The following is a 22,279-nucleotide window of genomic DNA, read 5'->3' on the forward strand; positions in this document are numbered from 1 at the left end:
GCGACATTCTGCCGGTTTTTCCGCCGCAGCGTTACGCTCGGCGCAATGCCAGGAGCGGAGGCGTGATGGGCGACGCGGCGGAAGGTCAAGCGGTCGAGCGTTACCTGCAATGCCTGACCGATCACGACTGGGACGGACTGGCCGGCACCCTCGCCGAGGACGGCCTGACCCGGGAGGGTCCGTTCTGCGACGTCGTCGAGGGCAAGGCGCACTACGTCGCCTACCTGCGCAAGGTATGCACCGCTCTGCAGGGCCACCGGTTGCAGGTGCGGCGGATCTCGCACGTCGACGCCCGAACCTCCTACGCCGAGCTGTCCGAGACGTTCGAGATCGATGGCGTCGCGACCACGTGGCCCGAATGCATCCTCTTCGAGCGGGACGACGACGGATTGATCGTTCACGTCAGCGTGTTCTTCAAGCAGCGCCAGGCCGGCGCCGCCACGTAGCGGTCTATTCCCTCGCTTGCGGAATTGACCTAACGTGTCATGGATGGAGGCAGATGGAACTCCGGAGTCGGTGCCGGTCGAGAAATTGCACTCGGGCGACCCGATCACCGATTGTGGTCAGCGGTACATAGTTCTCGAATCGAAGGCGCTCAGCGACTGCGTGGTCCTCGAGCTCGAGTCCCGGGTGGATCACCAACTGCAGGTCATCGAGAAATCGTTCCCCACCGGCTACCAGGTCGGCAGGGCGAACCACCGAATTTTATAGCCGACGAATTCTCGGCGGAACAAATGCGCGAGTAGCCGTTCGACGGCTACCGCGCATTCGTGTTTTCGGGCCGCGCCAAACAGCCTGTGCCACTTAGCTCTTCGGTGGCCGGATGTCGTTGGGGTTGTTCGGGTCGGGGTCACCGAACCAGCGTGAGGGCTCGTGCTCGCCGTACGCGTCGTGCCAGTCCCACCACTCGTAGGGAGCGGTCTGCGGATAGCCCTCCGGCGAATCCTCCCAGGTTTCCTGGCGTCCGAGCGCGGTCATGTCCAGGAAGCTCCAGGTGGTCCCCAGCGCCTCGTCGCCGCGGTTGTTGATGAAGTAGGTGCGAAACACCCGATCGCCGTCACGGATGAAGGCGTTGGTGCCGTGCCATTCGTCCACGCCGAAATCCGCGTCGAAGCCGTCGGTGATCGTGTACCAGGGCATCTTCCAGTCCATCCGCTCCTTCAGGCGCGCGATGTCGGCCTGCGGCGCGCGTGAGGCGAACACCAGCGTGGTGTCGCGGGCGTTCAGGTGGGCCAGGTTGCCGACGTGGTCGGCCATCATCGAGCAGCCCCGGCAACCGCGCTCGGGCCAGCCGTCGATGTCGGGCCCGTAGAACGCACGGTAGACGATGAGTTGGCGCCTGCCGCCGAACAGACCCGCCAGGTTGACCGTGCCCTCGGGTCCCTCGAACCGGTAGTCGGAGTCCACCTCCATCCAGGGCATCCGGCGCCGGCGGGCCGCGAGCGCGTCACGGGCCCGGGTGAGCTTCTTCTCCTCTTCCAGCAGCTCTCGATGCGCGCTCGCCCACTCCTGGGCCGTCACGATCGGGGGTGTGTTCATCGCTGTGCGCCTTTCGGACTCGGGTGTTTTCAGGTCAGCGGCGCGAGGCCGGCGGAGGTGAGCAGGTAGGCGTCGTGGTCCGGGCCGGCGGTGGCGATCTCGAGCACCGACTTGCCCACCTGTTCGGCGGTGAGCGCGGGCCCGGCGGCCTGTAAGAAGGTGTCGACGTCGACGCCTTGGCGCTCGGCGTAGGCGGCGACGGCGGCCGCGCCCAGGCCGGTGGCCGGGGTCAACCGCGGCAGCACGGCGGTGAAGCCGATCCCGAGCCCGGCGCGTTGCGATTCGAGGGCGGCATAGCCGGCGAGGAACCGTACGGTCGCCTTGGCGCCCGCGTAGCCACCGGACAGCGGTGATCCGGCCAGGGCGGCGCCGCTGGACATCACGATCACCGAGCTGCCCGGCGCCAGCGGGCGCCGCAGCGCGTGACGAACCCAGTGGAACACTTGCGCGACGTCGGAGTTCCAGTTGTCGCTGAACGACTCCCAGGTCTGATCCTGCAGCGGCGCCATCCGCGGCGCCGCCCCGGCGCACAGCACCAGGGTGCGCGGCCGGTGCCGGTCGATGAGCCGGCCGGCCGTCACCGGATCGGCGGCGTCGGCCACCACCGGGGTGAAGGTGTCGCCTAGTTGGGCGCGCACCTCCTCGAGCTGCGATCGGGTGCGCGCGACGCCGACGACCTCGGCGCCGGCGGTCGCCAACGCGGTGGCGATCGCGCGGCCGAAGCCGCGGCCGGCCCCGGTCACGATCGCGGTGCTGCCGGCGAACCCGTCGGCGCCGGGGTTTGGGGTCTTGTTCATGTCGTGCTCGCTTCCTCGCGTGGACTGCGGCCGTGCCGCGACTTCACTAATTGAGATACGGCGGGGCGGCCGAATTCATCGCTGCCGGCCGATGAATTTCGGCGGCCGGATGTCTCTACAGGAGTAGGTTCACCACGCGGCCGAGAGGAGAGGGCATTGCCGGCGCAGGAGGAGTTCGTCGAGCGGGCGGCGCCGTTTCGTGCCGAGCTGATCGCGCATTGCTACCGCATGCTGGGCTCGGTGCACGACGCCGAAGACCTCGTGCAGGAGACGTATCTGCGGGGCTGGCGGGGCTATCAGGCCTTCGAGGAACGCGCGGCGTTGAAGACCTGGCTGTACCGGATCGCGACGACGGCCTGTCTGCGCGCACTGGAAAACCGCGCCCGCCGCGTGCTGCCGGCCGGGCTGGGCGAGGGCTCGATGGACCCGGACGCCGACCTCGGTGCGGCGGGCGCACACGCGTGGCTCGAACCCATCCCGGACGACATGATGTTCAAGAGCCCCGAGGAGGACTTCACCGCGAAGCAGAGCGTGCGGCTGGCCGTGATGACCGCCCTTCAGGAGCTTCCGGCGCGCCAGCGCGCGGTGCTGATCCTGCGCGACGTCGTGCAGTTCAGCGCCGCCGAGGTCGCCGAGCTTCTGGAGACCACGCCGGCCGCGGTCAACAGTTCGCTACAGCGCGCCCGGGCCCACCTCGCCGAGCTGTCCCCCAGCGAGGAACAGATGGCCGAGCCGGGCGACGCCCGGCGGCGCGAACTGCTCGACCGGTATTGCGCGGCATTCGAAAACGCGGACATGGCGGCGCTGACCGCGCTGCTGCAGGCGGACGTCAAACTCGAAATGCCGCCCCTCCCAGTGTGGTTCGCCGGCCGGGACACGGTGCTGAAGTTCCTTGCCGAGCGTGCGGTGGCGCAGCCCGGCGATATCGCGATGGTTCCGACCGCCGCGAACGCGCAACCCGCCGTCGCCGAGTACCGCCGCGCCGCCGATCACGTGTTGCGGGCCCATTCGATCCACGTCTTGACCCCCGGTCGCGACGGGATCGCCGGCATCACCGTCTTTCTCGACCCCGACTTGTTCAGCGCGTTTGGTTTGTCTGCAACCCGGTAATGTTTGTCCCAGGGACGTGATCGCAGCCCTTGCCATCTTGGGAAGCCCGACCTGCATCGACCCGCATCGTCATCGATGTCGTCGGACGGTTTACCTTCCCGCCCCACGTGTGGACAGGTCCTTCACACGCCAGGATCATTAGGCGCGGGAGACGTAGTTGAAGGGTGACGAGTGAAGATTCCCGGCGTTTCCGACGTCGTCGCCGGTGTGGCCGGCGGAGCCGCGCAGGTGGTGCGGGCAGGCGTGTCGACTGCGGCGGGGGCCGCCGGCGCGCTGCAGACGTTGGCCGGCCCGGTCGCCGAGCTCGCGGGCCCCGTCCTGCAATCGGTGGTTCAAACCACGGGCCGGGCAATCGGTGCGGACACGTCCACCGACAACGCCGCCGCCCCGATCACGCCGCCGGTGCGCTGGCACAGCGGGCAACGCGTGCACCTGGACCTGGACCCGTTGCTGCCGTTCCCCCGCTGGGGCGAGTACGCGCCCGCCGTCGAGGAGCCGGTGCGCCGAATCCCGGGCGTGGCCGAGGCGCACGTCGAGGGTGCGTTGGGCCGGTTGGTGGTTGAACTGTCCGACGGCACGGACCACGACGCCGTCTTGGACGAGGTGCGCTCGACCGTCGCATCCATCGCCGCCGACATCACTTGGTCGAAGTCGGAGGCGGCGACGCCGTCCGCGCCCTTCGCCGACCCGGGCAACCCCCTGGCGATTCTGGTGCCTCTCACCGCGGCGGCACTGGATCTGATCGCGATGGGCGCCGCGGTGACCGGATGGGTGACCCGGCTGCCCGCGGCGCCGCAGACCACCCGGGCCGCGGCCGCACTCATCAACCATCAACCGCGCATGGTCTCGATCCTCGAGGAGCGGCTGGGCCGGGTGGGCACCGACATCGCGCTGGCCGCCACGACGGCCGCCGCCCATGGCCTGACGCAGTCGTTCGGCACGCCGATGCTCGACCTGACCCAGCGCACCCTGCAGGTCTCCGAGGCGGCGGCGCACCGCCGGGTGTGGCGGGACCGGGAACCCCACCTGGCCTCGCCGCAACGGCCACAGGCCCCGGTGGTCCCGGTCATCTCGTCCGCCAAGTCGGAGGTGCCCCGGCACAGCTGGGCGGCCGCGGCGGCCGGCGAGGCTTCGCACGTCGTGGTCGGGGGAACCATCGACGCGGCGATGGACAAGGCGAAGGGCTCGATGGCCGGGCCGGTGGAGAGCTACGTCGATTCCGCGGCGAACGGCTCGCTGATCGCCGCGGTCAGCGCGCTGATGGCCGGCGGCGGCACCGACGACGCGGCCGCGGCCATCGAAGCCGGGGTGCCGCGGGCCGCGCACATGGGCCGACAGGCGTTCGCGGCGATTTTGGGCCGCGGGCTCGCCAATTCCGGGCAGCTGGTTCTCGACCCGGGCGCGCTGCGCCGCCTGGATCGGGTGAAGGTGGTCGTCATCGACGGTGCCGCCCTGCGCGGCGACCATCGCGCGGTCCTGCGGGTCCGCGGCGACGCGCCCGGCTGGGACGACGACCGGGTCTACGAGGTCGCCGACGCCCTGCTGCACGGCGAACAGGCGCCCGAGCCCGACCCGGACGAGTTGCCGGCGACCGGCGCACGACTGAAATGGGTTCGCAATCAAGGGCCTTCGGCCACGCCCGCGCAGGGCCTGGAAAGCGCCGACCTGATCGTCGACGGCGAATGCGTCGGCAGCGTCGACGTGGGCTGGGAGGTCGACCCGTACGCGATCCCGCTGTTCCAGACCGCGCACCGCACCGGCGCGCGGGTGGTGCTCCGCCACGTCGCGGGGACCGAAGACCTGACCGCCAGCGTCGGCGCGACGCACCCGCCCGGCACCCCGCTGTTGAACGTGGTCCGCGAGCTGCGGGCCGATCGCGGACCGGTGCTGCTGATCACCGCGCTGCACCGCGACTTCGCGTCGACCGACACCCTGGCCGCGCTCGCGATCGCCGATGTCGGTGTGGCGCTTGATGATCCGCGCGCCGCCACGGCGTGGACCGCGGACATCATCACCGGTACCGACCTGGCCGACGCGGTGCGGATCCTCTCGGCGATCCCGGTGGCCCGATCGGCCAGCGAGTCGGCGGTGCACCTGGCCCAGGGCGGCACCACGTTGGCCGGGCTGCTGCTGGTCACCGGTGAGCAGGAGAAGACCACCAACCCGGTGAGCTTTCGGCGCTGGCTCAACCCGGTCAACGCCGCGGCGGCCACGGCCCTGGTGGCCGGAACGTTCTCGGCCACCCGGGTGCTGCGGCTGCCCGACCCGACCCCCCAACCGCTGACCGCCTGGCACGCACTGGATCCCGAGATCGTCTATTCGCGGCTCGCCGGCGGCGCGCGGCCGCTGGCCGTCGAGACCGAACCCTCGTGGCGGCGCCGTCTCGACGACCTGTCCTACAGCCCGGGCCTGGCGCCCCTGCGCAAGCCGCTGCACAACATGGCCCGGCTGGCGTCGGCGACCCGGACCGAGCTCGCCGATCCGCTGACCCCGATCCTGGCCGTCGGGGCGGCCGCGTCGGCGATCGTCGGCAGCAACATCGACGCGCTGCTGGTCGCGGGAGTCATGACCGTCAACGCGATAACCGGTGGGGCGCAACGTCTGCGGGCCGAATCCGCGGCCGCCGAGCTGTTCGCCGAGCAGGACCAGATGGTGCGCCGGGTGGTCGTCCCCGCGGTCGCAACGACGCGCCGCCGGCTCGAGGCGGCCAAGCACGCCACCCGCACGGCGACGGTGTCCGCGAAGTCGCTGCGGCCCGGCGACGTCATCGATCTGGCCGCCCCCGAGGTGGTGCCGGCCGACGCCCGCCTGTTGGTGGCCGAGGACCTCGAGGTCGACGAGTCCCTGCTCACCGGCGAGTCGCTGCCGGTGGACAAGCAGGTGGACCCCGTCGCCGTCAACGACCCCGACCGGGCCAGCATGCTCTTCGAGGGCAGCACCATCGTGGCCGGCCACGCCCGGGCGATCGTGGTGGCCACCGGCGTCGGGACCGCCGCGCACCGCGCGATTTCGGCGGTCGCCGACGTCGAGACGGCGGCCGGAATCCAGGCGCGGCTGCGGGAACTCACCAGCAAGGTGCTGCCGCTGACGCTGGCCGGAGGTGCGACGGTGTCGGCGTTGGCGCTGCTGCGCCGCGCCCCGCTGCGCCAGGCGGTGGCCGACGGCGTCGCGATCGCGGTGGCCGCCGTGCCGGAGGGGCTGCCCCTGGTGGCCACCCTCTCCCAGCTCTCGGCCGCCCAGCGGCTGACGGCCCGCGGCGCGCTGGTCCGCGCGCCGCGCACCATCGAAGCGCTGGGCCGCGTCGACACCATCTGTTTCGACAAGACCGGCACGCTCACCGAGAACCGGCTACGCGTGGTGTGCGCCGTGCCGGTCGGGGTCGACCCGCACGACCCGCTGCCCCAACTGACCGATCCGCAATCGGCGGGGCTGCTGCGGGCCGCCGCGCGGGCGTCCGCCCAGCCGCAGGACGGCCAGGGCCATGCCCACGCCACCGACGAGGCGATCCTCACCGCCGCGAATTCGCTGAACGGTTATGGCGATTCGGACTGGACGATGATCGCCGAGGTGCCCTTCGAGTCCAGTCGCGGCTTCGCCGCCGCGATCGGCGCGCTGGGCAGCTCCAACGGGCATCCCGCCGACGCGCCGGTGCTGATCCTCAAGGGCGCGCCCGAGGTCATCCTGCCGCGCTGTCGGTTCGCCGACCCGCAGGCCGACCAGGAACGGGCCGAGGGCGTCGTCCGCGGTCTCGCCGAACAGGGCCTGCGGGTGCTCGCGGTGGCGCAGCGCGGTTGGAAGCACGAGACCGACGACGACGACACCGACGCCGACGCCGTGGACGCCGCGGCCGAGGACCTCGAGCTGCTCGGCTACGTGGGCTTGGCGGACACCGCCCGGGCGTCGGCGCGCCCGTTGATCGAGGCGCTCACCGACGCCGACCGCGACGTCGTGCTGATCACCGGCGACCACCCCATCACCGCGCGGGCGATCGCCCGGCAGCTGGGCCTGCCCGCGGACGCGCGGGTGATCACCGGCGCCGAACTCGCCGGGCTCGACGAGGACGCGTGCTCCAAGATGGTCGCCGACGTGCAGGTCTTCGCCCGCGTCAGCCCGGAGCAGAAGGTGCAGATCGTGGCCGCGCTGCAGCGCTGCGGGCGGGTGACCGCGATGGTCGGCGACGGCGCCAACGACGCCGCGGCGATCCGGATGGCCGACGTGGGGATCGGGGTGAGCGGGCGGGGTTCGTCGGCCGCCCGCGGCGCCGCGGACATCGTCTTGACCGACGAGGATCTGGGCGTGCTGATGGACGCCCTGGTCGAGGGCCGCAGCATGTGGGCGGGCGTCCGGGACGCCGTGACGATTCTGGTCGGCGGCAACGTCGGTGAAGTGCTGTTCACCATCATCGGCACCGCCTTCGGCGCCGGCCGTGCACCGGTGGGCACCCGCCAGCTGCTGCTGGTCAACCTGCTCACCGACATGTTCCCCGCGCTCGCGGTGGCGGTCACGTCGCAATACGTCGAGCCCGACGAAGCCGAGTACGCGTCGCCCGAGGAGGCCGAGGAGGCGCGCCGGCAGCACCGGCGCGCGGTGCTGACCGGGCCCACGCCTTCCCTCGACGCGCCGCTGATGCGCCAGATCGTCACCCGCGGCGCGGTGACCGCGGCCGGGGCGACGGCGGCCTGGGCCATCGGGCGCTGGACGCCGGGCACCGAACGCCGCACGGCGACAATGGGTTTGACCGCCCTGGTGACGACGCAGCTGGCGCAGACGCTGCTGACCCGCCGGCACAGCCCGCTGGTGATCGCGACCGCGCTGGGCAGCGCCGGTGTGCTGGTCGGCATCGTGCAGACCCCGGTGCTCAGCCAGTTCTTCGGCTGCACGCCCCTGGGTCCGGTCGCCTGGTCGGGGGTGCTGGGTTCCACCGCGGGCGCCACCGTGATCTCGGCGCTGGCGCCCAACTGGCTGGCCAAGCAGGTCGCCGCGTTGGAGCCCGCCGAGGAGTGATCGCGCGGTCCGGCGACGGCGAGCGCCGTGGAGCGGCGCGAGTAAGGAGCCGGACGATCCTGTTCAGCCGGACAGCTCCCTGCGCAGCACCTTGCCGGTCGGGTTGCGCGGGATGCGGTCTACGACGTTGATGTCGCGGGGTTGTTCGAAGCGCGAGACGCGGCTCTTCAAGTACTCCCGGAGCTCCGGCACGTCGATGTCGCTGCCGGGCCGCGCCACCACGAACGCCACCAACCGTTGGCCGAACCGCTCGTCGGGGACGCCGATCACCACGTTGTCGGCGACGGCGGGGTGGCGGGCGAGCGCGTTTTCGACCGCGCGCGGATAGACGTTCTCGCCGCCCGAGATGATCATGTCGTCTTCGCGGCCGACGATGAACAGGCGGCCGGCGTTGTCGAGGTAGCCCATGTCGCCGGTGCTCGTCATGCCGTCGACGACGGCCTTGGCTTCCCCGGCGCCTTCGGTGTAGCCCTTGCCGGCCAGGTCGCCGCCGACGAAGATGCGTCCGGTCACCCGCGGCCCCACCGGTCGGTCGCTCTTGTTGAGGATCCGCACCGGGCAGCCCGCCACCGGCCGCCCGACGGTTTCGGGGGCCTCGCGCAGGTCCGCGGGCGTCGCCAGGGATCCGATGCCGACCTCGGTGGAGCCGTAGCCGTTGTAGAGGATCTCCCCGTAGGTGTCCATGAATCGCTGCCCCAGCGTGGGATCCAGGCGGTCGCCGCTGGACATCACCACGCGCAGGTGCGGCACCGGGTTGCGCGCCCGCACCCGCTCGGGCAGCTCGAGGATGCGCGCGAGGACGACGGGCACCGCGGTGAAGGCGTCGGCGCGGTGCAGCGACGCCTGGGCGAGCGCGGCCTCGGCGTCGAACTGGCGATGCGTGAGCACGGTGCCGCCGAGGGCGATCGTCAGCATCAGCATGCCGAGCGCCAGGCCGTGAAACATCGGCATTGCCACCGAGATTCGCGAACCGGTACGCAACCGGGTGCGGTCGAGGATGGTCACCCAGACCCCCACGGCGGAGCGCAGCTGCGGTGCGCGCGGCACCCCTTTGGGTTTGCCGGTGGTGCCCGACGTCAGCAGCACGATACGTCCGGGCGCGGCCACCCGCGGCCGCCGGGCGCCTTCCTCGGCGGTGACCGTGGCCGGGTCGACCGTGACGACCGATTCGTCGGCGGCCCTTATCCGCTCGGCGAATTCGTTGTCGGCGACCATCGTTGAGATGCGGTGGGCCTGCACGGCGGCCGCCAGCGCGTCGCTGCGGAACTCCGTACTGACCGGGACGACGTCGGCGCCCAGCAGCGCGGCGGCGAAGACACCGGCGACGAAGCCGCGCCCGTTGCGGCACATGACCCCGACCGCCCGGCCGGGCGCGACCCCGTCCGCGGCCAACCGCCGCGCCAGGGACTCGGTTTCGCGTTGCAGCTCGCGGTAGCTCAGGGCGCCGTCGTCGTCGACGATCGCCGTGCGGTCGGGCCAGCGGGCCGCCGTGACCGCCAGCAGCGTGTAGGGGTTCGTGCCGCCCCGGCGCGCCTCGCGAAGCAGCCGCACGCCCGCCGCCGGCGACGGCGGGGTGAGCAGGCCGGAGTGCACCAGGGCGCGGGCGGCGGTGGTGGCGACGCGGTCAGTGGTCACGGTCGCCCCCGTCGGAATCGGTGAGGAATCGGCGGTGCCACAGCCGGGCGGCGTGGTCGGCCGGCCCGGCCAACAGCACCGAGGCAAACTCGGCCGGCAGCACCCAGGGCGGCTCCAGGGTGCGGGGCCGCTCGATGACCGCTTTCGCGATGACGTCGGCGGCGTCATCCGGTGACAAGCCGGGGAACCGGCCGAGCAGGGGCGTGGGCGCGATCATGCGGGTGCGGACCAGCGCGAAGTAGATGGTCGTGACGTCGACGCCGTCGGCGTGCAGTTCCGGAGCCACGCTGCGCAGCCAGCGGTCGAACGCCCCCTTCGATGCCTGATAGGCGCCCCACTGCGGGCCCGGCGCCACCCGCACGCCGACGCTGGACACGTTCACGATGTGCCCGCTGCCGTTGTCGCGCATCGCGGGCACGAGTCCCAGCAGCAGCCGGACGGGCCCCAGGTAGTTGATGTCGATGGTGCGCTGGAAGTCGTGCGGGCGGTCGTACTGGTGGTGCAGCGAGCGGCGCAGCGACTTGCCGGCGTTGCTCACCACGATGTCGAGCGGGCCGTGCTCCTCGGTGATCTGCTTGGCCAGGCCGCTCACCGCGGATTCGTCGGTGAGGTCGGTCGGGTAGGCGACCGCGTGCCCGCCGCCGGCGTGGATCGACGCCGTCAGGTCCCCGAGCCTTCCCTCGGACCGGGCGACCGCCAGCACGGTCGCGCCGGCGGCCGCGAGCCTGCGCGCGGTCGCCTCGCCGATGCCGTAGGAGGCGCCGGTCACCAACGCGGTCTTGCCGGAGGTGGCGGCGCGCAGCTTGTCGGGATCCGACACCCGCGCCGGATTGGCCACGTGGTCGCCCGCCGCGGTGAGGACCGCGTTGAGGGCCTGGGCTACTGCGTTCAACATCGCTGCCGCATTCATTCGAGCCGCTGGCCGGGACGTGGCTGCTGCTCAACCGTGTCCCGACCCGTAACTACAAGTAGCAGACCACATTGCGGCCCGGGTCCGCGCTTCGGCCCGGCCGAGACGACCCGGTGGCACTCGCAATGAGGGGCGGGACGCAAGGTGCCGGGGCGCTCACGCCGGATGAGCGCCGCGCACAACCGATCTCGCTCCGACCGCAGCAGCGGCGGTTCTTTTATGAGAACACGGTAATTTCGGCGTTTCCATTGTTTAGGCCGCGTGTCGAATGGGCACAATGGCGGCATGTTTGCGCGTCACATGGTTCGTTCTTTTGGTCCAGCAGTAGTTATCGCCGCATCGGGCATGGCCGCCTCGGCCGTCTCCGGTTCCCTCATCCCCACCGCCGCCGCCCAATGTCCCGACGTGCAAGTGGTCTTCGCCCGCGGCACCGGCGAAGAACCCGGCGTCGGCCCCACCGGCCAAGCCTTCGTCGACGCCCTGCACCAACGCGTCGGCGACCGCTCCTTCGACGTCTACCCCGTCAACTACCCCGCCACCGACCAATGGGACACCGGCATCGACGGCATCCGCGACGCCGGCGCCCACGTCGTCTCCATGGCCCATGACTGCCCCAACACCAAAATGGTCCTCGGCGGCTACTCCCAAGGCGCCGCCGTCATGGGCTTTGTCACCTCCGCCGCCGTCCCCGAAGGCATCGACCCCGCCACCGTCCCCAAACCCCTGTCCCCCGACGTCGCCAACCACGTCTCCTCAGTCGTGCTCTTCGGCATGCCCAACGTGCGCGCCATGAACTTCCTCGGCGAACCCCCCGTCGTCATCGGACCCGCCTACCAAGACAAAACCCTCAAAGTCTGCGCCACCGAAGACCCCGTCTGCTCCGACGGCATGAACTTCGCCGCCCACAACACCTACGCCGACGACGGCTCCATCATCGACAAAGGCGTCGCCTTCGCCTCCAGCCACCTCGGCATGGGTAGCCCCGGCGCGATGTCGGTCGCGTCGCCGCACGGCGGTTTCGGAGAGTGAGCGGCTAACCCGCTGGCGGGGTTTTATCGCCCTGTGTCACACGGGGTCTCGGCCCGCGCCCCGCGGGCGTACAGGGGGCGGCGCTAGCTGCCGAACATGGCGGTGATCGTCTCGTTGAACCGCGGATAGATGTCGTCGTAGGTGCCGTCACGCTCGGCGTAGCGGAACATCTTGACGCGCTCCACCACGATCTCGTTGGCCTGTGGCTGCGTCTGCAGCAGCGTCATCGTCTCGGTGATGTACTCGTCGAGCGGCATCGCCCTGGGATCGAATCCCCGCTCGCCCTGCAGGGCGGTGCGCACGTGCGGCGGGATGATCTCGATCACCTGGACCGAGGTGTCGCGCAGCTGGAAGCGCAGCGATTCGGTGTAGGAGTGCAGCGCCGCCTTGGAGGCGCAGTAGGTGGGGGTAAGCGCGCTGGGCATGAACGCCAGGCCCGACGTGACGTTGAGGATGGTGGCGTGCGACTTGCGCAGCAGCGCCGGCAGCAACGACGCGGTCAGCCGCATGGGGCCCAGCAGATTGATGGCGACGGACTGCTCGGCCAGGCCGACATTGCCGCTGGTGAGGTCCTCGACCCGCTGGATGCCGGCGTTGTTGATCAGCACATTGAGGTCCGGGTAGTGGTCGGTCACCTCGGTGGCGAACCGCCGGATGTCGGCGGCGTCACCCTGATCGAGCGACAGGGTTTGGATGCCCGGGTTGGCCTCTGCGACGGCCCGTAGCTGGTCGCTGCGTCGGGCGGCGATGATCACCTGGTTGCCCAGCCGGTGAAAAGATTCGGCCAGACCGCGGCCGATTCCGCTACCACCGCCGGTGACCAGAACCGTATTGCCCGTCATTTGCATCGCGGTTCTCCTTCGGATTCGCTCGACCGGCACACCCGACCGACGCAGCGGAATGCCCCGTTGGGAAGCCGGCTAACCACGATGCCCTATCCACCCGCGCGATGTCACGGCCGGCACCCTGGGAGGGCGGGCCGCCGGAGGCGGGATTATGCCGCGGCGGCCCGGTTGTGCAACTTCCGCGGGTCGACGCCGGCGCGGGCCCACGCCCGGGCCGCCCAAGGGGTGTAGAGCGCCTTGACGGGGAGTCGGTTGATCAGCGGGTTGAGCGCCCGGATGACCCCGGCGAAGCGCTGGAATCGCTTCTCCTTCTTGGCATCCCAGTGCAGCTGGCACACCTCGCGCATCTGCGGCGGCAGCGTTCCGACGACGACCAGCCGGGTATAGGCGTTCAGCGGAGCCGACACCACGTTCCAGATCGGCTTGGGCATCCAGCGCGGGCCCGGGATGCCCTTGCGGATGTAGCCGGTGCCGTACAGCACGGTCTTGTGCGGGACGAACCGGTCCAGCATCTCGTCCCAGTAGGCCACGAAGTCGTCGTAGGTCTGCGGCTGGCCGCGGTCGCTGACGCCGTAGAGGCTGTACCAGACCTTGCCCTCGTTGAAGATCTGCTCCTTCTCGGCGTGTGACAGCCGCCGGATGAAGGTGTCGGTGTTGTAGATGACCTGGTCGACGAAGCTGGCGTGGGCCCAGTAGAACAGCTCCGGGTTCAACGCGTGATACCGCGAGCCGTCGCTGATCGTGCCCTTGATGGTCTTGTGGAAGTCCCGCACCTTTCGCCCCCACTCGTGGGGGTCCTCGGAGTAGACCGTGTTCATCAGCGGAGGCGCGGTCCGCTTGGCCCGGCCCAGCGTGTCGCTGAAGATCACGGAGTGGTCCAGCACGCCCTGCGCGAGCTGCTCGATGCAGTTCTCGACCCCGGCGGTGCGCTGGAATCCGAACAGCTGGGTTCGGTTGTCTCCGTAGAACTTCCAGATCAACGAATCGGGCCCCAGGCGCGGTGACGTGTCGTCGGTGGCCGACCAGTCGGGGCCGTCGGTGGGCATGGGCACGGCCTCGCGCACGCCGCTGTCGAAACGCGATCCCGCGCTCGGGGCGGCGAGTTCGTCGTTCTGGGCGGTCATGCCCACCTCCTCATGCACGCGCTGAGCCGGCCACGCGTTGTGAACCAGTGACACAAAGTCGTATCTTTGTTTCAGAGCCTAGCAGCCGTCCCGCGGCCTCGCACATCGCCGGTGGGCCGCGCCGCTTTCCTCGCGCCGAAAAGCGCCGATGAACCGTGCCGGAGAGTTGATACGATGCCGCCAATCATGCAGTCCGAACCGGGCTCGGCCTCTCACTCCGCTTCCGCCGAGGCGCTGACCGATCTCGATCGCACCATCCTGGACACCGCGCGCGGCGTGTTCGAGACCTACGGCGTGCGTCGGGCCAATATCGACGACGTCGCCACCCGGGCCGGGGTCAGCCGCAGCACCATCTATCGCCGTTTTCCGACCAAGGAGAAGCTGTTCGGGCAGGTAGTGCGGCGCGAGGCCGAGCTGTTCTTCAGCACGCTCGATCAGGCCACGGCGGGGTGTGATCCGCGGGAGGCCGTGGTCGAGGCGTTCGCGCTCGGGGTGCGCCTGGTGCAGGACTCGCCGCTGTATTCGCGGATCGCCGAAAGCGAGCCGGAGCTGTTCGGGATGTTCTCCCGGTCGCACGTGTTCCCGATCCGCCAGTTCGCCGACGGGATCGCCCATACCCTGCGGCGGTGCGGCGCCGAGATGTCCGGGACCGACCTGGACAACGTCGCCGACATCCTGCTGCGCGTCGCGCTCGGCATCATCGTCTTTCCCACCGACCGGCTCGACACCTCGGACCCGGCGGCAGTGCGCGAGTACGCCGCCCGCTATCTGGTTCCGATCATCGGCCCCTGAAGGCCGTTGCGGTGTCGGTGCCCTGAACTACGCTCGACCCGTGGCTGGGAGTTCTGCGGCTCCACGGACCCGGTATGCCAGTTGCGGCGAGATCGACATCGCCTATCAGGTCTTCGGCGATGGCCCGATCGACCTGCTCGTGCTGCCGGGCCCGTTCATCCCCATCGACTGCGTCGACAGCGAGCCGTCGATGTACCGCTTTCATCGGCGCCTGGCGTCCTTCTGCCGGGTGATCCGCTTCGACCAACGCGGGATCGGGCTGTCCTCCCGGGTCCCGTCGCTGGACATGATCGGCGCGGAATCCTGGGCCAACGACGCGATCGCGGTCATGAACGCGGTCGGATGCGAGCGCGCGACGATCTTGGCTCCGAGCTTCACGTCGCTGGCCGGGGTGGTTCTCGCCGCCGATTTCCCCGAGCGGGTGAACAGCCTGGTGATCGTGAACGGCCAGGCGCGCACGCTGCGCGCCCCCGACTACCCGTTCGGCTCCGATCTCGCCGAGGCCGACCCCTACACCACCGTCGCCATCGAGCCGGACGCCGTCGAGCGGGGCTTCGACATCCTCGGCATCATCGCCCCCAGCGTCGCGCACGACGACGCGTTCCGGTCGTGGTGGGACATGGCCGGCAACCGGGCGGCGTCGCCCAGCATGGCGCGCGCGTTCATCGGCAAGATCCGCGAGGGCGACGTGCGCGACCGGCTGGACCGGGTCGGCGTGCCGACGCTGATCCTGCACCGGGACAACCCGCGGTTCAGCCCCGTCGGGCACGCGCGCTACCTCGCCGAGCGCATCCCCGGGTCGCGCCTGGTCGAGCTCCCCGGCGAAGACGTCCTGTACTGGGTGGGCGACACCGGGCCGATGCTGGACGAGATCGAGGAGTTCATCACCGGGATCCGCGGCGCCTCTGACGCCGAGCGGCTGCTCACGACCATCGTGTTCACCGACATCGTCGGGTCGACCGAGCGCGCCGCCGAGCTCGGCGATTACCGCTGGCGCGACCTGCTGGACAACCACGACAGGATCGTGCGGCACGAACTGCAGCGCTTCGGCGGCCGCGAGGTCAACACCGCCGGGGACGGATTCGTCGCGACGTTCAGCAGCCCGAGCGCCGCGCTCGCCTGCGCCGACGCTCTCGTGGACGCGGTGCAAGTGCTGGGCATCGAGGTGCGGGTCGGCATCCACGCCGGCGAAGTCGAGGTGCGCGGCGCCGGCAAGGACGACATCGCCGGCATGGCCGTGCACATCGGCGCGCGGGTGGCGGCCCTCGCCGGGCCGAGCGAGGTCTTGGTGTCCTCGACGCTGCGCGACATCGTCACCGGATCGCGGCACCGCTTCGGCGACCGGGGCGAGTCCGCCCTCAAGGGCGTGCCGGGCTACTGGCGCCTCTACGCCCTCGTCCGCGAGCACGCCGCCGTCCGCCGGTAACCCCGCGCGCGGCGTAGGCTGCCCAACGGGGGAATCTTCGCCAGCCCACTGTGCGATTTGGCGTCCAGCTCGGGGCTGCTGCCCGAAGGAGTTACGCATGACCGACGTGGACATCACGCTGCCTCCCGCGCTGCGGCGGGCACTGGACCTGCTCATCGATCCGCCGGCCGATCCCGACGTCAGTCACGGCTATCTCGACCTGCTCGGCTCCGGTTCGGCCGGCGACGACGGCGTGGGGAAGAACACCGGCCCGATCCAGGCCGCGTGGGCGTCACGAGTCGGGTCGATGCTCTACGACAACGCCCAGGCCTTCGCTCGCCAGTGGATCAGCGCCTGGCAGCTGCCGCTCGAGTGGTTGCAAATCCCGCCCGGCGGTATCGCGCTGGACGTCGGCTCGGGACCGGGCAACGTCACCGCGTCGCTGGCGCGGGCCGCCGGACCCGACGGGCTGGCCCTCGGCGTCGACATCTCCGAGCCGATGCTCGCCCGCGCCGTCCGCAATGAGGCCGGGCCCCAGGTCGGCTTCATCAAGGCCGATGCGCAGCGACTTCCGCTGCGCGACAACACCTTCGACGCGGCGGTGTCGACCGCCGTGCTGCAACTGGTTCCGGACCCGAAGGCCGCGCTCGCCGAGATCGCGCGGGTGCTGCGGCCCGGGGGCAGGGTGGCGATCATGGTCCCGACGGCCGGGCGGCTGGCCCGCTATTGGCAGCTGCTGCCCAACGTCGGGGCGCACGCGTTCGACGACGACGAGATCGGCGACACCTTGGAAGACAACGGATTTAGCAGCGTTCGGGTCAAGAACGTCGGCACCTTCCAGTGGGTGCGCGCCAAGCTGGGCTGACTTTTCCGGGCGGCTTGTTATTCGGCGCTCTGCGCCAGCGCGGCGAGCCGATCCATCGACTCGCGCAGCATGTCCGTCGTCGTCGCGCGGGCGCGCTCGAGGCGGGTGGCGTCGGTCAGCTCCGTCCAGTCGTACGTGTGGGTCACCGTGGTCAGCTCGGCGTTGACCGGGCTGAGCTCCCAGCGCCACAGGTGACCGGGCGGCTGCTTGCCGGGTTCGGCTGGGCGCCAAGCGATTTTGCTGCCCTCGACGAACTCGGTGACATGGTTCTCCCGCACCGCGCCGTTGGTCAGCGTGGTCTTGAACACGTCACCCACTGCGCGCACGCGCTGACCGGGCGCCGATGACGCCAGATTGCCGTTGCCGTCCCAGCTCGGCTGGCGCGACGGGTCGGCGATCAGTTCGAAGATCCGCGCGGCGTTGGCCGACATGACCCGGGTGGCGGTCACGATGCGTTCGGTATCGGACATACCGCTATCCAAACACGGAGCGCCGCCCGCCGCGCCGGGCCACGTCGAGCCGGGCGGTTCACGGCATCCGGGGCAGCGCCTCGACCGGTCCGGCCAGCGCCGCCTTCACGTAGCGGGTATCGTCGTCGGCCAGCACCTCCTTGTCGTCCGCCTCGATGCCGTCGACGATCGCGCGTGCCACCTGGCGCGGGTCGTTCTTGGGCGCGTCGAAGCCGGAGGTCATGTCGGTGTCGGTGAAGCTGAGATGCGCGGCAATGACCAGGGTGCCCTGCTTCTCCAGTTCGGCACGCAGGGAATTCGTCATCGACCACAGGGCGGCCTTGGAGTCGCCGTACCCACCGGATCCGGGCATCCAGGACAGGATCGAGGCGATGTCGACGAGGGCACCACCGCCGTTGTCGGCCAGGACGGGTGCGAATGCCTTGGCGACGCGCAGCGCGCCGAAGTAGTTCGTCTCGAAGACCGCTCGCACCTCTTCGATGTCGCTGTCGAGCAGGGTCCGGGCGCCGAGAACGCCGGCATTGTTGATGACGATTTCTGCGTCGGCCGCCGTCGTCGCCAGCGCGGCCACCGAGTCCGGCCGGGTGACGTCCAATTCGACGCCGATCACGCGGGGGTCCTCACTGGGCTTCGGCACCCGCGCCGTCGCGTAGATCTTCGCCGCGCCCCTGTCCAACAACTCGGCCACGATGGCCTTGCCGAGACCGCGCTGCCCGCCGGTGACCACCACGGCCGCTCCGTTGACGTTGACCATGATCCTGCTCCTTTGACTGAGGCAAAATTGCTTTGATTACGTCAAGCTAGTTGTCGGCAGCGACGCAGTCAAGTAGTATTTGCCTATGTCTTCATCGTGGATTGCGTCACAGCGATACGGCTGCGCCGCGGCGCCTGGAGGCCTGGGCTTGGTCCAGGACTTCCTCAACACGAGGGGCGTCGACGGGTACGGACCGGACCTGCTGGCCGACCCGGGCCAGGCGCGCGAGTGGGCGGACGCCGCGGTGCGGGCCTGGTCGTCCGCGCGCGGCGTGGACGTGTCGCCACCGGAGCTGGGTGAGGCGGATTTAGGCAGGCTTCGCGCGGTGCGGTCCACCATCGAGCGGATGGTGGACGGCGAACCGCCGAGGTCTCGGGGCGCCCACGGTGTCGTCGCGTCCTTCGGGCTGTCCGATGCCGGTGAGGTGCGGCTTGATCCCAGCGGCAACGGGTGGCGCTGGTTGGCCTCGGCGTTGTGGGGCGAAATCCTGCTGAGCCAGCACGCCGACACCTGGCGGCGGATCAAGCGCTGCCACAACCACCGGTGCGGGTCGACGTTCTACGACCGCTCGAAGAACAACAGCGGGGTCTGGCACGACGTCAAGACGTGCGGCAACGCCGTCAACCTGCGGGCGTCCCGGGCGCGCCGGCGCGAACGCGAAAAGGCAACGCGCTCAGCGGTTTCGCCACAGTAGGCGGTAACGGTAATAGAGGCCCCGCCGGATGGCGGCCCCGGGTAAGACGTCGGCGGCGACACGCCGGATCTCGTCGAGGCCCTCCCGGGGATCGGCAACGGGCACCCCGATGTCGCGGGTCTCCCGATGCAGTAACCCGCCGACGCGCGCCCCCGGCACGCACAGGCCGGCCCACACCCAGTCGGCGATGCTCTTGTTGGCGGACAGCCCGACGACGGCCAGTTGCCCGGCGGGCCGCAGCATTTGACGCGCTTTGTGCAGGGCATCGCGCAGCGGCAGGTGATGCAGACTGGCCACAAAGGTGATCAGGTCGTAGCGCCGCTCGGCCCCATCGAGGTCCTCGAACCGCCCATGTTCCACCGACGCGTTGTCGATGGACTGCAATCGCTGCGCCGCGCGCCACACCGAGACCGGGTCGGCATCGATGCCGACAACGCTGCGGGACACCGCGGCCAACCGCTGGGCCAGCAGCCCTTCGCCGCACCCGACGTCGAAGACATCGCCGTGCCGCCGCGCGGCGAGGCCGACCAGCCACGGGTGATAGGCGGAATTGTGGTTCCAGTAGTCGTCGTGCTTCGCGTATTCAGGCACCGTTGCCAGTCTGACCGACGGACGTCAGCAGCGTTCGACGCCCCTGGGCATGATGCGCGGGGCGGTGGCCCCCGGGCGCCGCTTGCTGCCGAGGACCGCGTACAGCGCGTCGCAGGCGCGCGCCTTCAGGGGCGCGCCCACGTCGAGGTTGGCGGAGCCCTGGCTGACCCAGGACGGAAGAGTGGTCACAGTTGATCCTTTGTTTTTCGGCCGTGCGCCGATTCATTCAATTGCACCACAGCCGTTTTGCGTGGACGCCGCGCCGAGGTAAACGTCACGAAAAGCCGCGCTGTGGGATAGCGCACATTCCCGGTATATCGAAAGGCACGCAACAGCAGAATTTATGGAAAGGCCCTGAACCGGCGCAGGTACCCGGACAATCGGCCCACCGGCACGGCCTTCGGCCAGTCGTCGGACCGGAAATAGGCATCGGTGCCGCCGTCGACGAATATGACCGTGCCGCACAGGAAGTCGGCGGCGTCCGACAACATGAAGCACATCCACTCTGCCATCTGCCCCGGGTCGCCGAAACCACCGACCGGGACCGGAAACGATTCGACGGCCTTGGCCTGCCGCGGGTCCGACAACTGTTCGGCCAGAAGCGGAGTCATGATCGCACCCGGCGCCAGGGCGTTGAGGCGCACGCCGGACCCGGCCCACTCGGGCAGCACCGCATGCCGCCGCACCCAACGGCTGACAGCGATTTTCGAGGCCGCGTACATCATGGTCGGCGCGGCCGGTCCGAACAGCCGCACCGAGCGCAACGCCTTGTCGGCGTCGTGCGCGAGCAGGGACCTCACGGCCCGGCGGGGCACCGCGGGCACGGTCGTCGTCGAATTACTGGCGACGACAACGGCTTTGGCGCGCCCGGAGGCCGCCAGCGCCGCCCGCCAGGCGGTCAGTAAGTCGACGACCCCGAAATAGTTGACCTGGGCGATCTGGCGAAGGCGATCCGGCCCGGGACTGGGCCCGAGTCCGGCCGCAAGCACGGCGCCGTCGAGCCTGCCGCCCGATGCCGCCAGGACGCGCTCGACGGCCTCGCTACGCCCGTGTGGCGTCGACAGATCGGCGACGACGTCGGCGTCCTTGATGTCGACTCCGATGACGGTGTGCCCGCCGTCCCGGAGGCGCTGCGCGGTCTCGCGCCCCATCCCGGACGCCGATCCGGTGATCGCGTAGGTCCCCATCGAGGTCCTCCTTCCCCAGGCAGTATGCCCGGCCCGCCGGACGCTTCCGAGGGGCGCCGCCCGCTGGGTGGACACCTGAGTTAAGTTGCGAAGATGCATGACCAAACGCCCTGCATCGACTTCGGCGAGCTCGAGTCGGTCTACGCGCCGCTGGCCGAATCGCTTCGCCGGCTCATCGATATCAGCATCCGCACCGAGGCCGGCGCCGCGGCGGTGGCGGCGGCCACGTCCAAGATCGACAGTGCGGCAGCGGAATTGAGCGGGGCGTTGAAGCCCGGGCCGTTCGGCGTGCACCGCAATCCCGATGGCCAGACCATCGCGTGGGGCAACGCGGTGGTGGGCCTGCGCAACCCGATCGCACCGCCGCTGGTCATCCATCACGAACCCGACGGACTGGTGTGGTCGGAGTTCGTGCTGGGCGCCGCCTACGAGGGCCCGCCGGACACCGTGCACGGCGGCGTGTGCGCGCTGGTGCTCGATCATGTGCTGGGCGCGACCGCGCACCAGCCCGACAAGCCCGCGTTCACCGGCACGCTCACGCTGCGGTACCGGCGCCCCACGGCGCTGGGACGGCCACTACGGGCCCAGGCTCATGTCGAGCGTGTGGAGGGCGTCAAGACGTTCGCCGTCGGTCACCTGGCCGACGAGCACGGCGTCACGGTGGAGGCCGAGGGTATTTTCATTCATCCCAGACCGGCGGCGGAATAGCGGACGCGCCGCAGATTCAGGTCCTGGCCGCGGCCCGCTCGACGTCGAGCAGCTGCTCGCCGCGCCGTTCCTCGTCGTAGGCCTTGCGCCCGCCGCGCAGGCCGAACAGACGTTTGGAGATCAGCAGATAGATCACCGCGGCGACGTTGATGGTGAACGTCACCACCCGCGTCATCGTGATGCCCTTGGCCAAATCGTGGATCTCCAGCGGTAGGAAGACCGAGGTGGCGATCACCGCGAAGTATTCGCCCCAGCGTTTCAGCAGCCACAGGCCGACGCCCTCGACGACCTCCAGCAGTGCATAGCCCGCCAGCATCAGGGTCAGCAACGCCAGGGTGGACGGCTTGGCGGCCAACGCCTTTTCCAGTTCGTGCACGATGGTCATCTGATCGACCTTGAAACCGGCGGCGCGGAAGATCGGCAGGTCCCGGTCGAGGGTGGCCTGAATGGCGCCCCGCGCTCCGCGAAACTTCCACACCGCATAGGCCGCCAGGACGATCACCATCGCGCGGAACAGGCGTTCCACCGCCAGGGCGCGAATGATGATGGCCTGGCGTAAGGCCTTGCCGTGCATGATCATCGGCGCGTCCTCGGCGTGACCGCGTCCGTGCGGCGGGCCGACGGTGAATTCACCGCACCGCAGACAGCGCCATACCTCACCCAGACCGGTGGTGCCGCTCAGCCGCTGCGCGAGCGCGTGATCGTCGGGCGCATAGGTGACGTGTCCCGCGAGCGCGCAGGTAACCAGCTCCCACCGATTGAGGCCACGTTCTTTGGGCATGGCCGATCATCGACCGCGCGTGCCCGGACGCGCAAGGGG

The 22,279-nt window shown here is 70.2% G+C and carries 22 protein-coding genes; 10 read left to right on the forward strand and 12 right to left on the reverse strand.

The annotated features are described in order from the left end of the window. The first annotated feature begins 65 nt into the window (after positions 1–65). The gene (locus OCQ_RS25040) at positions 66–446 is read left to right on the forward strand and encodes a nuclear transport factor 2 family protein (protein ID WP_009957136.1); all 381 of its coding nucleotides are present in this window, start codon (positions 66–68) and stop codon (positions 444–446) included. A 43-nt stretch (positions 447–489) separates the two neighbouring features. Beyond that, a complete protein-coding gene (locus OCQ_RS25045; protein WP_009957137.1) occupies positions 490–711 on the forward strand; it encodes a hypothetical protein in 222 nt (73 codons plus the stop codon). A 93-nt stretch (positions 712–804) separates the two neighbouring features. Here OCQ_RS25045 and OCQ_RS25050 read toward each other — a convergent pair whose 3' ends face one another. After that, positions 805–1,539, reverse strand: a complete 735-nt coding sequence (locus OCQ_RS25050) for a DUF899 domain-containing protein (protein WP_009957139.1) — start codon at positions 1,537–1,539, stop codon at positions 805–807. 29 nt (positions 1,540–1,568) lie between these two features. Continuing rightward, the gene (locus OCQ_RS25055) at positions 1,569–2,336 is read right to left on the reverse strand and encodes an SDR family oxidoreductase (RefSeq protein WP_014386098.1); all 768 of its coding nucleotides are present in this window, start codon (positions 2,334–2,336) and stop codon (positions 1,569–1,571) included. 156 nt (positions 2,337–2,492) lie between these two features. Between OCQ_RS25055 and OCQ_RS25060 the strand changes: the two genes are divergently transcribed. Continuing rightward, a complete protein-coding gene (locus tag OCQ_RS25060; protein WP_014386099.1) occupies positions 2,493–3,446 on the forward strand; it encodes a sigma-70 family RNA polymerase sigma factor in 954 nt (317 codons plus the stop codon). 171 nt (positions 3,447–3,617) lie between these two features. Then, positions 3,618–8,450 (forward strand): cation-translocating P-type ATPase, encoded by a 4,833-nt coding sequence (locus OCQ_RS25065; RefSeq protein WP_014386100.1) that lies wholly within the window; start codon positions 3,618–3,620, stop codon positions 8,448–8,450. 63 nt (positions 8,451–8,513) lie between these two features. Here the strand turns inward: OCQ_RS25065 and OCQ_RS25070 are convergent, their stop codons facing one another. Together OCQ_RS25070 and OCQ_RS25075 are read right to left on the reverse strand one after the other, a co-directional pair. Further along, on the reverse strand, positions 8,514–10,085 hold the full coding sequence (locus OCQ_RS25070; RefSeq protein ID WP_014386101.1) for an AMP-binding protein: 1,572 nt from the start codon (positions 10,083–10,085) through the stop codon (positions 8,514–8,516). Continuing rightward, entirely contained in the window at positions 10,075–10,980 is a 906-nt protein-coding gene (locus OCQ_RS25075) for an SDR family NAD(P)-dependent oxidoreductase (protein WP_014386102.1), read from the reverse strand. The genes OCQ_RS25070 and OCQ_RS25075 overlap by 11 nt, the downstream gene beginning before the upstream one ends. Before the next feature lie 300 nt (positions 10,981–11,280). On the opposite strand from OCQ_RS25075, the gene OCQ_RS25080 reads away from it, so the two are divergent. Further along, positions 11,281–12,024, forward strand: coding sequence for a cutinase family protein (locus OCQ_RS25080; protein WP_038538215.1), 744 nt, complete (start codon positions 11,281–11,283; stop codon positions 12,022–12,024). An 83-nt stretch (positions 12,025–12,107) separates the two neighbouring features. On the opposite strand, the gene OCQ_RS25085 is transcribed toward OCQ_RS25080, so the two are convergent. Together OCQ_RS25085 and OCQ_RS25090 are read right to left on the reverse strand one after the other, a co-directional pair. Further along, positions 12,108–12,872 (reverse strand): SDR family oxidoreductase, encoded by a 765-nt coding sequence (locus tag OCQ_RS25085; RefSeq protein ID WP_008262286.1) that lies wholly within the window; start codon positions 12,870–12,872, stop codon positions 12,108–12,110. Positions 12,873–13,018: 146 nt separating this feature from the next. Beyond that, entirely contained in the window at positions 13,019–13,993 is a 975-nt protein-coding gene (locus OCQ_RS25090; protein ID WP_050989431.1) for an oxygenase MpaB family protein, read from the reverse strand. Between the two features lie 186 nt (positions 13,994–14,179). On the opposite strand from OCQ_RS25090, the gene OCQ_RS25095 reads away from it, so the two are divergent. From OCQ_RS25095 to OCQ_RS25105, 3 genes are all read left to right on the forward strand, one after another. After that, positions 14,180–14,785: a TetR/AcrR family transcriptional regulator gene (locus OCQ_RS25095; protein ID WP_008262290.1), complete on the forward strand. Its 606-nt coding sequence runs from the start codon at positions 14,180–14,182 to the stop codon at positions 14,783–14,785. 40 nt (positions 14,786–14,825) lie between these two features. Next, on the forward strand, positions 14,826–16,211 hold the full coding sequence (locus OCQ_RS25100; RefSeq protein ID WP_009954459.1) for an adenylate/guanylate cyclase domain-containing protein: 1,386 nt from the start codon (positions 14,826–14,828) through the stop codon (positions 16,209–16,211). A gap of 97 nt (positions 16,212–16,308) precedes the next feature. Then, on the forward strand, positions 16,309–17,055 hold the full coding sequence (locus OCQ_RS25105) for a methyltransferase domain-containing protein (RefSeq protein ID WP_008262302.1): 747 nt from the start codon (positions 16,309–16,311) through the stop codon (positions 17,053–17,055). 17 nt (positions 17,056–17,072) lie between these two features. Here OCQ_RS25105 and OCQ_RS25110 read toward each other — a convergent pair whose 3' ends face one another. Both OCQ_RS25110 and OCQ_RS25115 read right to left on the reverse strand, forming a co-directional pair. After that, positions 17,073–17,525, reverse strand: a complete 453-nt coding sequence (locus OCQ_RS25110) for an SRPBCC family protein (RefSeq protein WP_008262303.1) — start codon at positions 17,523–17,525, stop codon at positions 17,073–17,075. Between the two features lie 58 nt (positions 17,526–17,583). Continuing rightward, entirely contained in the window at positions 17,584–18,279 is a 696-nt protein-coding gene (locus tag OCQ_RS25115) for an SDR family oxidoreductase (RefSeq protein ID WP_008262306.1), read from the reverse strand. 148 nt (positions 18,280–18,427) lie between these two features. On the opposite strand from OCQ_RS25115, the gene OCQ_RS25120 reads away from it, so the two are divergent. Further along, the gene (locus tag OCQ_RS25120) at positions 18,428–18,973 is read left to right on the forward strand and encodes a CGNR zinc finger domain-containing protein (RefSeq protein ID WP_008262309.1); all 546 of its coding nucleotides are present in this window, start codon (positions 18,428–18,430) and stop codon (positions 18,971–18,973) included. Here the strand turns inward: OCQ_RS25120 and OCQ_RS25125 are convergent. From OCQ_RS25125 to OCQ_RS25130, 3 genes are all read right to left on the reverse strand, one after another. Further along, positions 18,953–19,564, reverse strand: a complete 612-nt coding sequence (locus OCQ_RS25125; RefSeq protein WP_008262314.1) for a class I SAM-dependent methyltransferase — start codon at positions 19,562–19,564, stop codon at positions 18,953–18,955. The genes OCQ_RS25120 and OCQ_RS25125 overlap by 21 nt on opposite strands. Positions 19,565–19,588: 24 nt before the next feature. Beyond that, on the reverse strand, positions 19,589–19,753 hold the full coding sequence (locus OCQ_RS26845) for a hypothetical protein (protein ID WP_008262315.1): 165 nt from the start codon (positions 19,751–19,753) through the stop codon (positions 19,589–19,591). 152 nt (positions 19,754–19,905) lie between these two features. Next, positions 19,906–20,751, reverse strand: coding sequence for an SDR family oxidoreductase (locus tag OCQ_RS25130; RefSeq protein ID WP_008262316.1), 846 nt, complete (start codon positions 20,749–20,751; stop codon positions 19,906–19,908). 93 nt (positions 20,752–20,844) lie between these two features. Here OCQ_RS25130 and OCQ_RS25135 point away from each other — a divergent pair, with 93 nt between their 5' ends. After that, positions 20,845–21,459, forward strand: coding sequence for a PaaI family thioesterase (locus OCQ_RS25135; protein ID WP_008262317.1), 615 nt, complete (start codon positions 20,845–20,847; stop codon positions 21,457–21,459). Between the two features lie 16 nt (positions 21,460–21,475). Here OCQ_RS25135 and OCQ_RS25140 read toward each other — a convergent pair whose 3' ends face one another. Next, on the reverse strand, positions 21,476–22,240 hold the full coding sequence (locus tag OCQ_RS25140) for a DUF2127 domain-containing protein (protein ID WP_014386106.1): 765 nt from the start codon (positions 22,238–22,240) through the stop codon (positions 21,476–21,478). Positions 22,241–22,279: the final 39 nt, after the last annotated feature.

Source organism: Mycobacterium paraintracellulare, from assembly GCF_000276825.1.
GTDB lineage: Bacteria > Actinomycetota > Actinomycetes > Mycobacteriales > Mycobacteriaceae > Mycobacterium > Mycobacterium intracellulare.

Excerpts from the sequence above, each read along its gene's own strand:
- OCQ_RS25045 (WP_009957137.1), top strand. The coding sequence starts at position 490 with ATGGAGGCAGATGGAACTCCGGAGTCGGTGCCGGTCGAGAAATTGCAC.
- OCQ_RS25090 (WP_050989431.1), bottom strand. The coding sequence starts at position 13,993 with ATGACCGCCCAGAACGACGAACTCGCCGCCCCGAGCGCGGGATCGCGT.
- OCQ_RS25055 (WP_014386098.1), bottom strand. The coding sequence starts at position 2,336 with ATGAACAAGACCCCAAACCCCGGCGCCGACGGGTTCGCCGGCAGCACC.
- OCQ_RS25080 (WP_038538215.1), top strand. The coding sequence starts at position 11,281 with ATGTTTGCGCGTCACATGGTTCGTTCTTTTGGTCCAGCAGTAGTTATC.
- OCQ_RS25130 (WP_008262316.1), bottom strand. The coding sequence starts at position 20,751 with ATGGGGACCTACGCGATCACCGGATCGGCGTCCGGGATGGGGCGCGAG.
- OCQ_RS25085 (WP_008262286.1), bottom strand. The coding sequence starts at position 12,872 with ATGCAAATGACGGGCAATACGGTTCTGGTCACCGGCGGTGGTAGCGGA.
- OCQ_RS25135 (WP_008262317.1), top strand. The coding sequence starts at position 20,845 with ATGCATGACCAAACGCCCTGCATCGACTTCGGCGAGCTCGAGTCGGTC.
- OCQ_RS25095 (WP_008262290.1), top strand. The coding sequence starts at position 14,180 with ATGCAGTCCGAACCGGGCTCGGCCTCTCACTCCGCTTCCGCCGAGGCG.
- OCQ_RS25040 (WP_009957136.1), top strand. The coding sequence starts at position 66 with ATGGGCGACGCGGCGGAAGGTCAAGCGGTCGAGCGTTACCTGCAATGC.
- OCQ_RS25105 (WP_008262302.1), top strand. The coding sequence starts at position 16,309 with ATGACCGACGTGGACATCACGCTGCCTCCCGCGCTGCGGCGGGCACTG.
- OCQ_RS25140 (WP_014386106.1), bottom strand. The coding sequence starts at position 22,240 with ATGCCCAAAGAACGTGGCCTCAATCGGTGGGAGCTGGTTACCTGCGCG.
- OCQ_RS25075 (WP_014386102.1), bottom strand. The coding sequence starts at position 10,980 with ATGTTGAACGCAGTAGCCCAGGCCCTCAACGCGGTCCTCACCGCGGCG.
- OCQ_RS25115 (WP_008262306.1), bottom strand. The coding sequence starts at position 18,279 with ATGGTCAACGTCAACGGAGCGGCCGTGGTGGTCACCGGCGGGCAGCGC.
- OCQ_RS25050 (WP_009957139.1), bottom strand. The coding sequence starts at position 1,539 with ATGAACACACCCCCGATCGTGACGGCCCAGGAGTGGGCGAGCGCGCAT.
- OCQ_RS25110 (WP_008262303.1), bottom strand. The coding sequence starts at position 17,525 with ATGTCCGATACCGAACGCATCGTGACCGCCACCCGGGTCATGTCGGCC.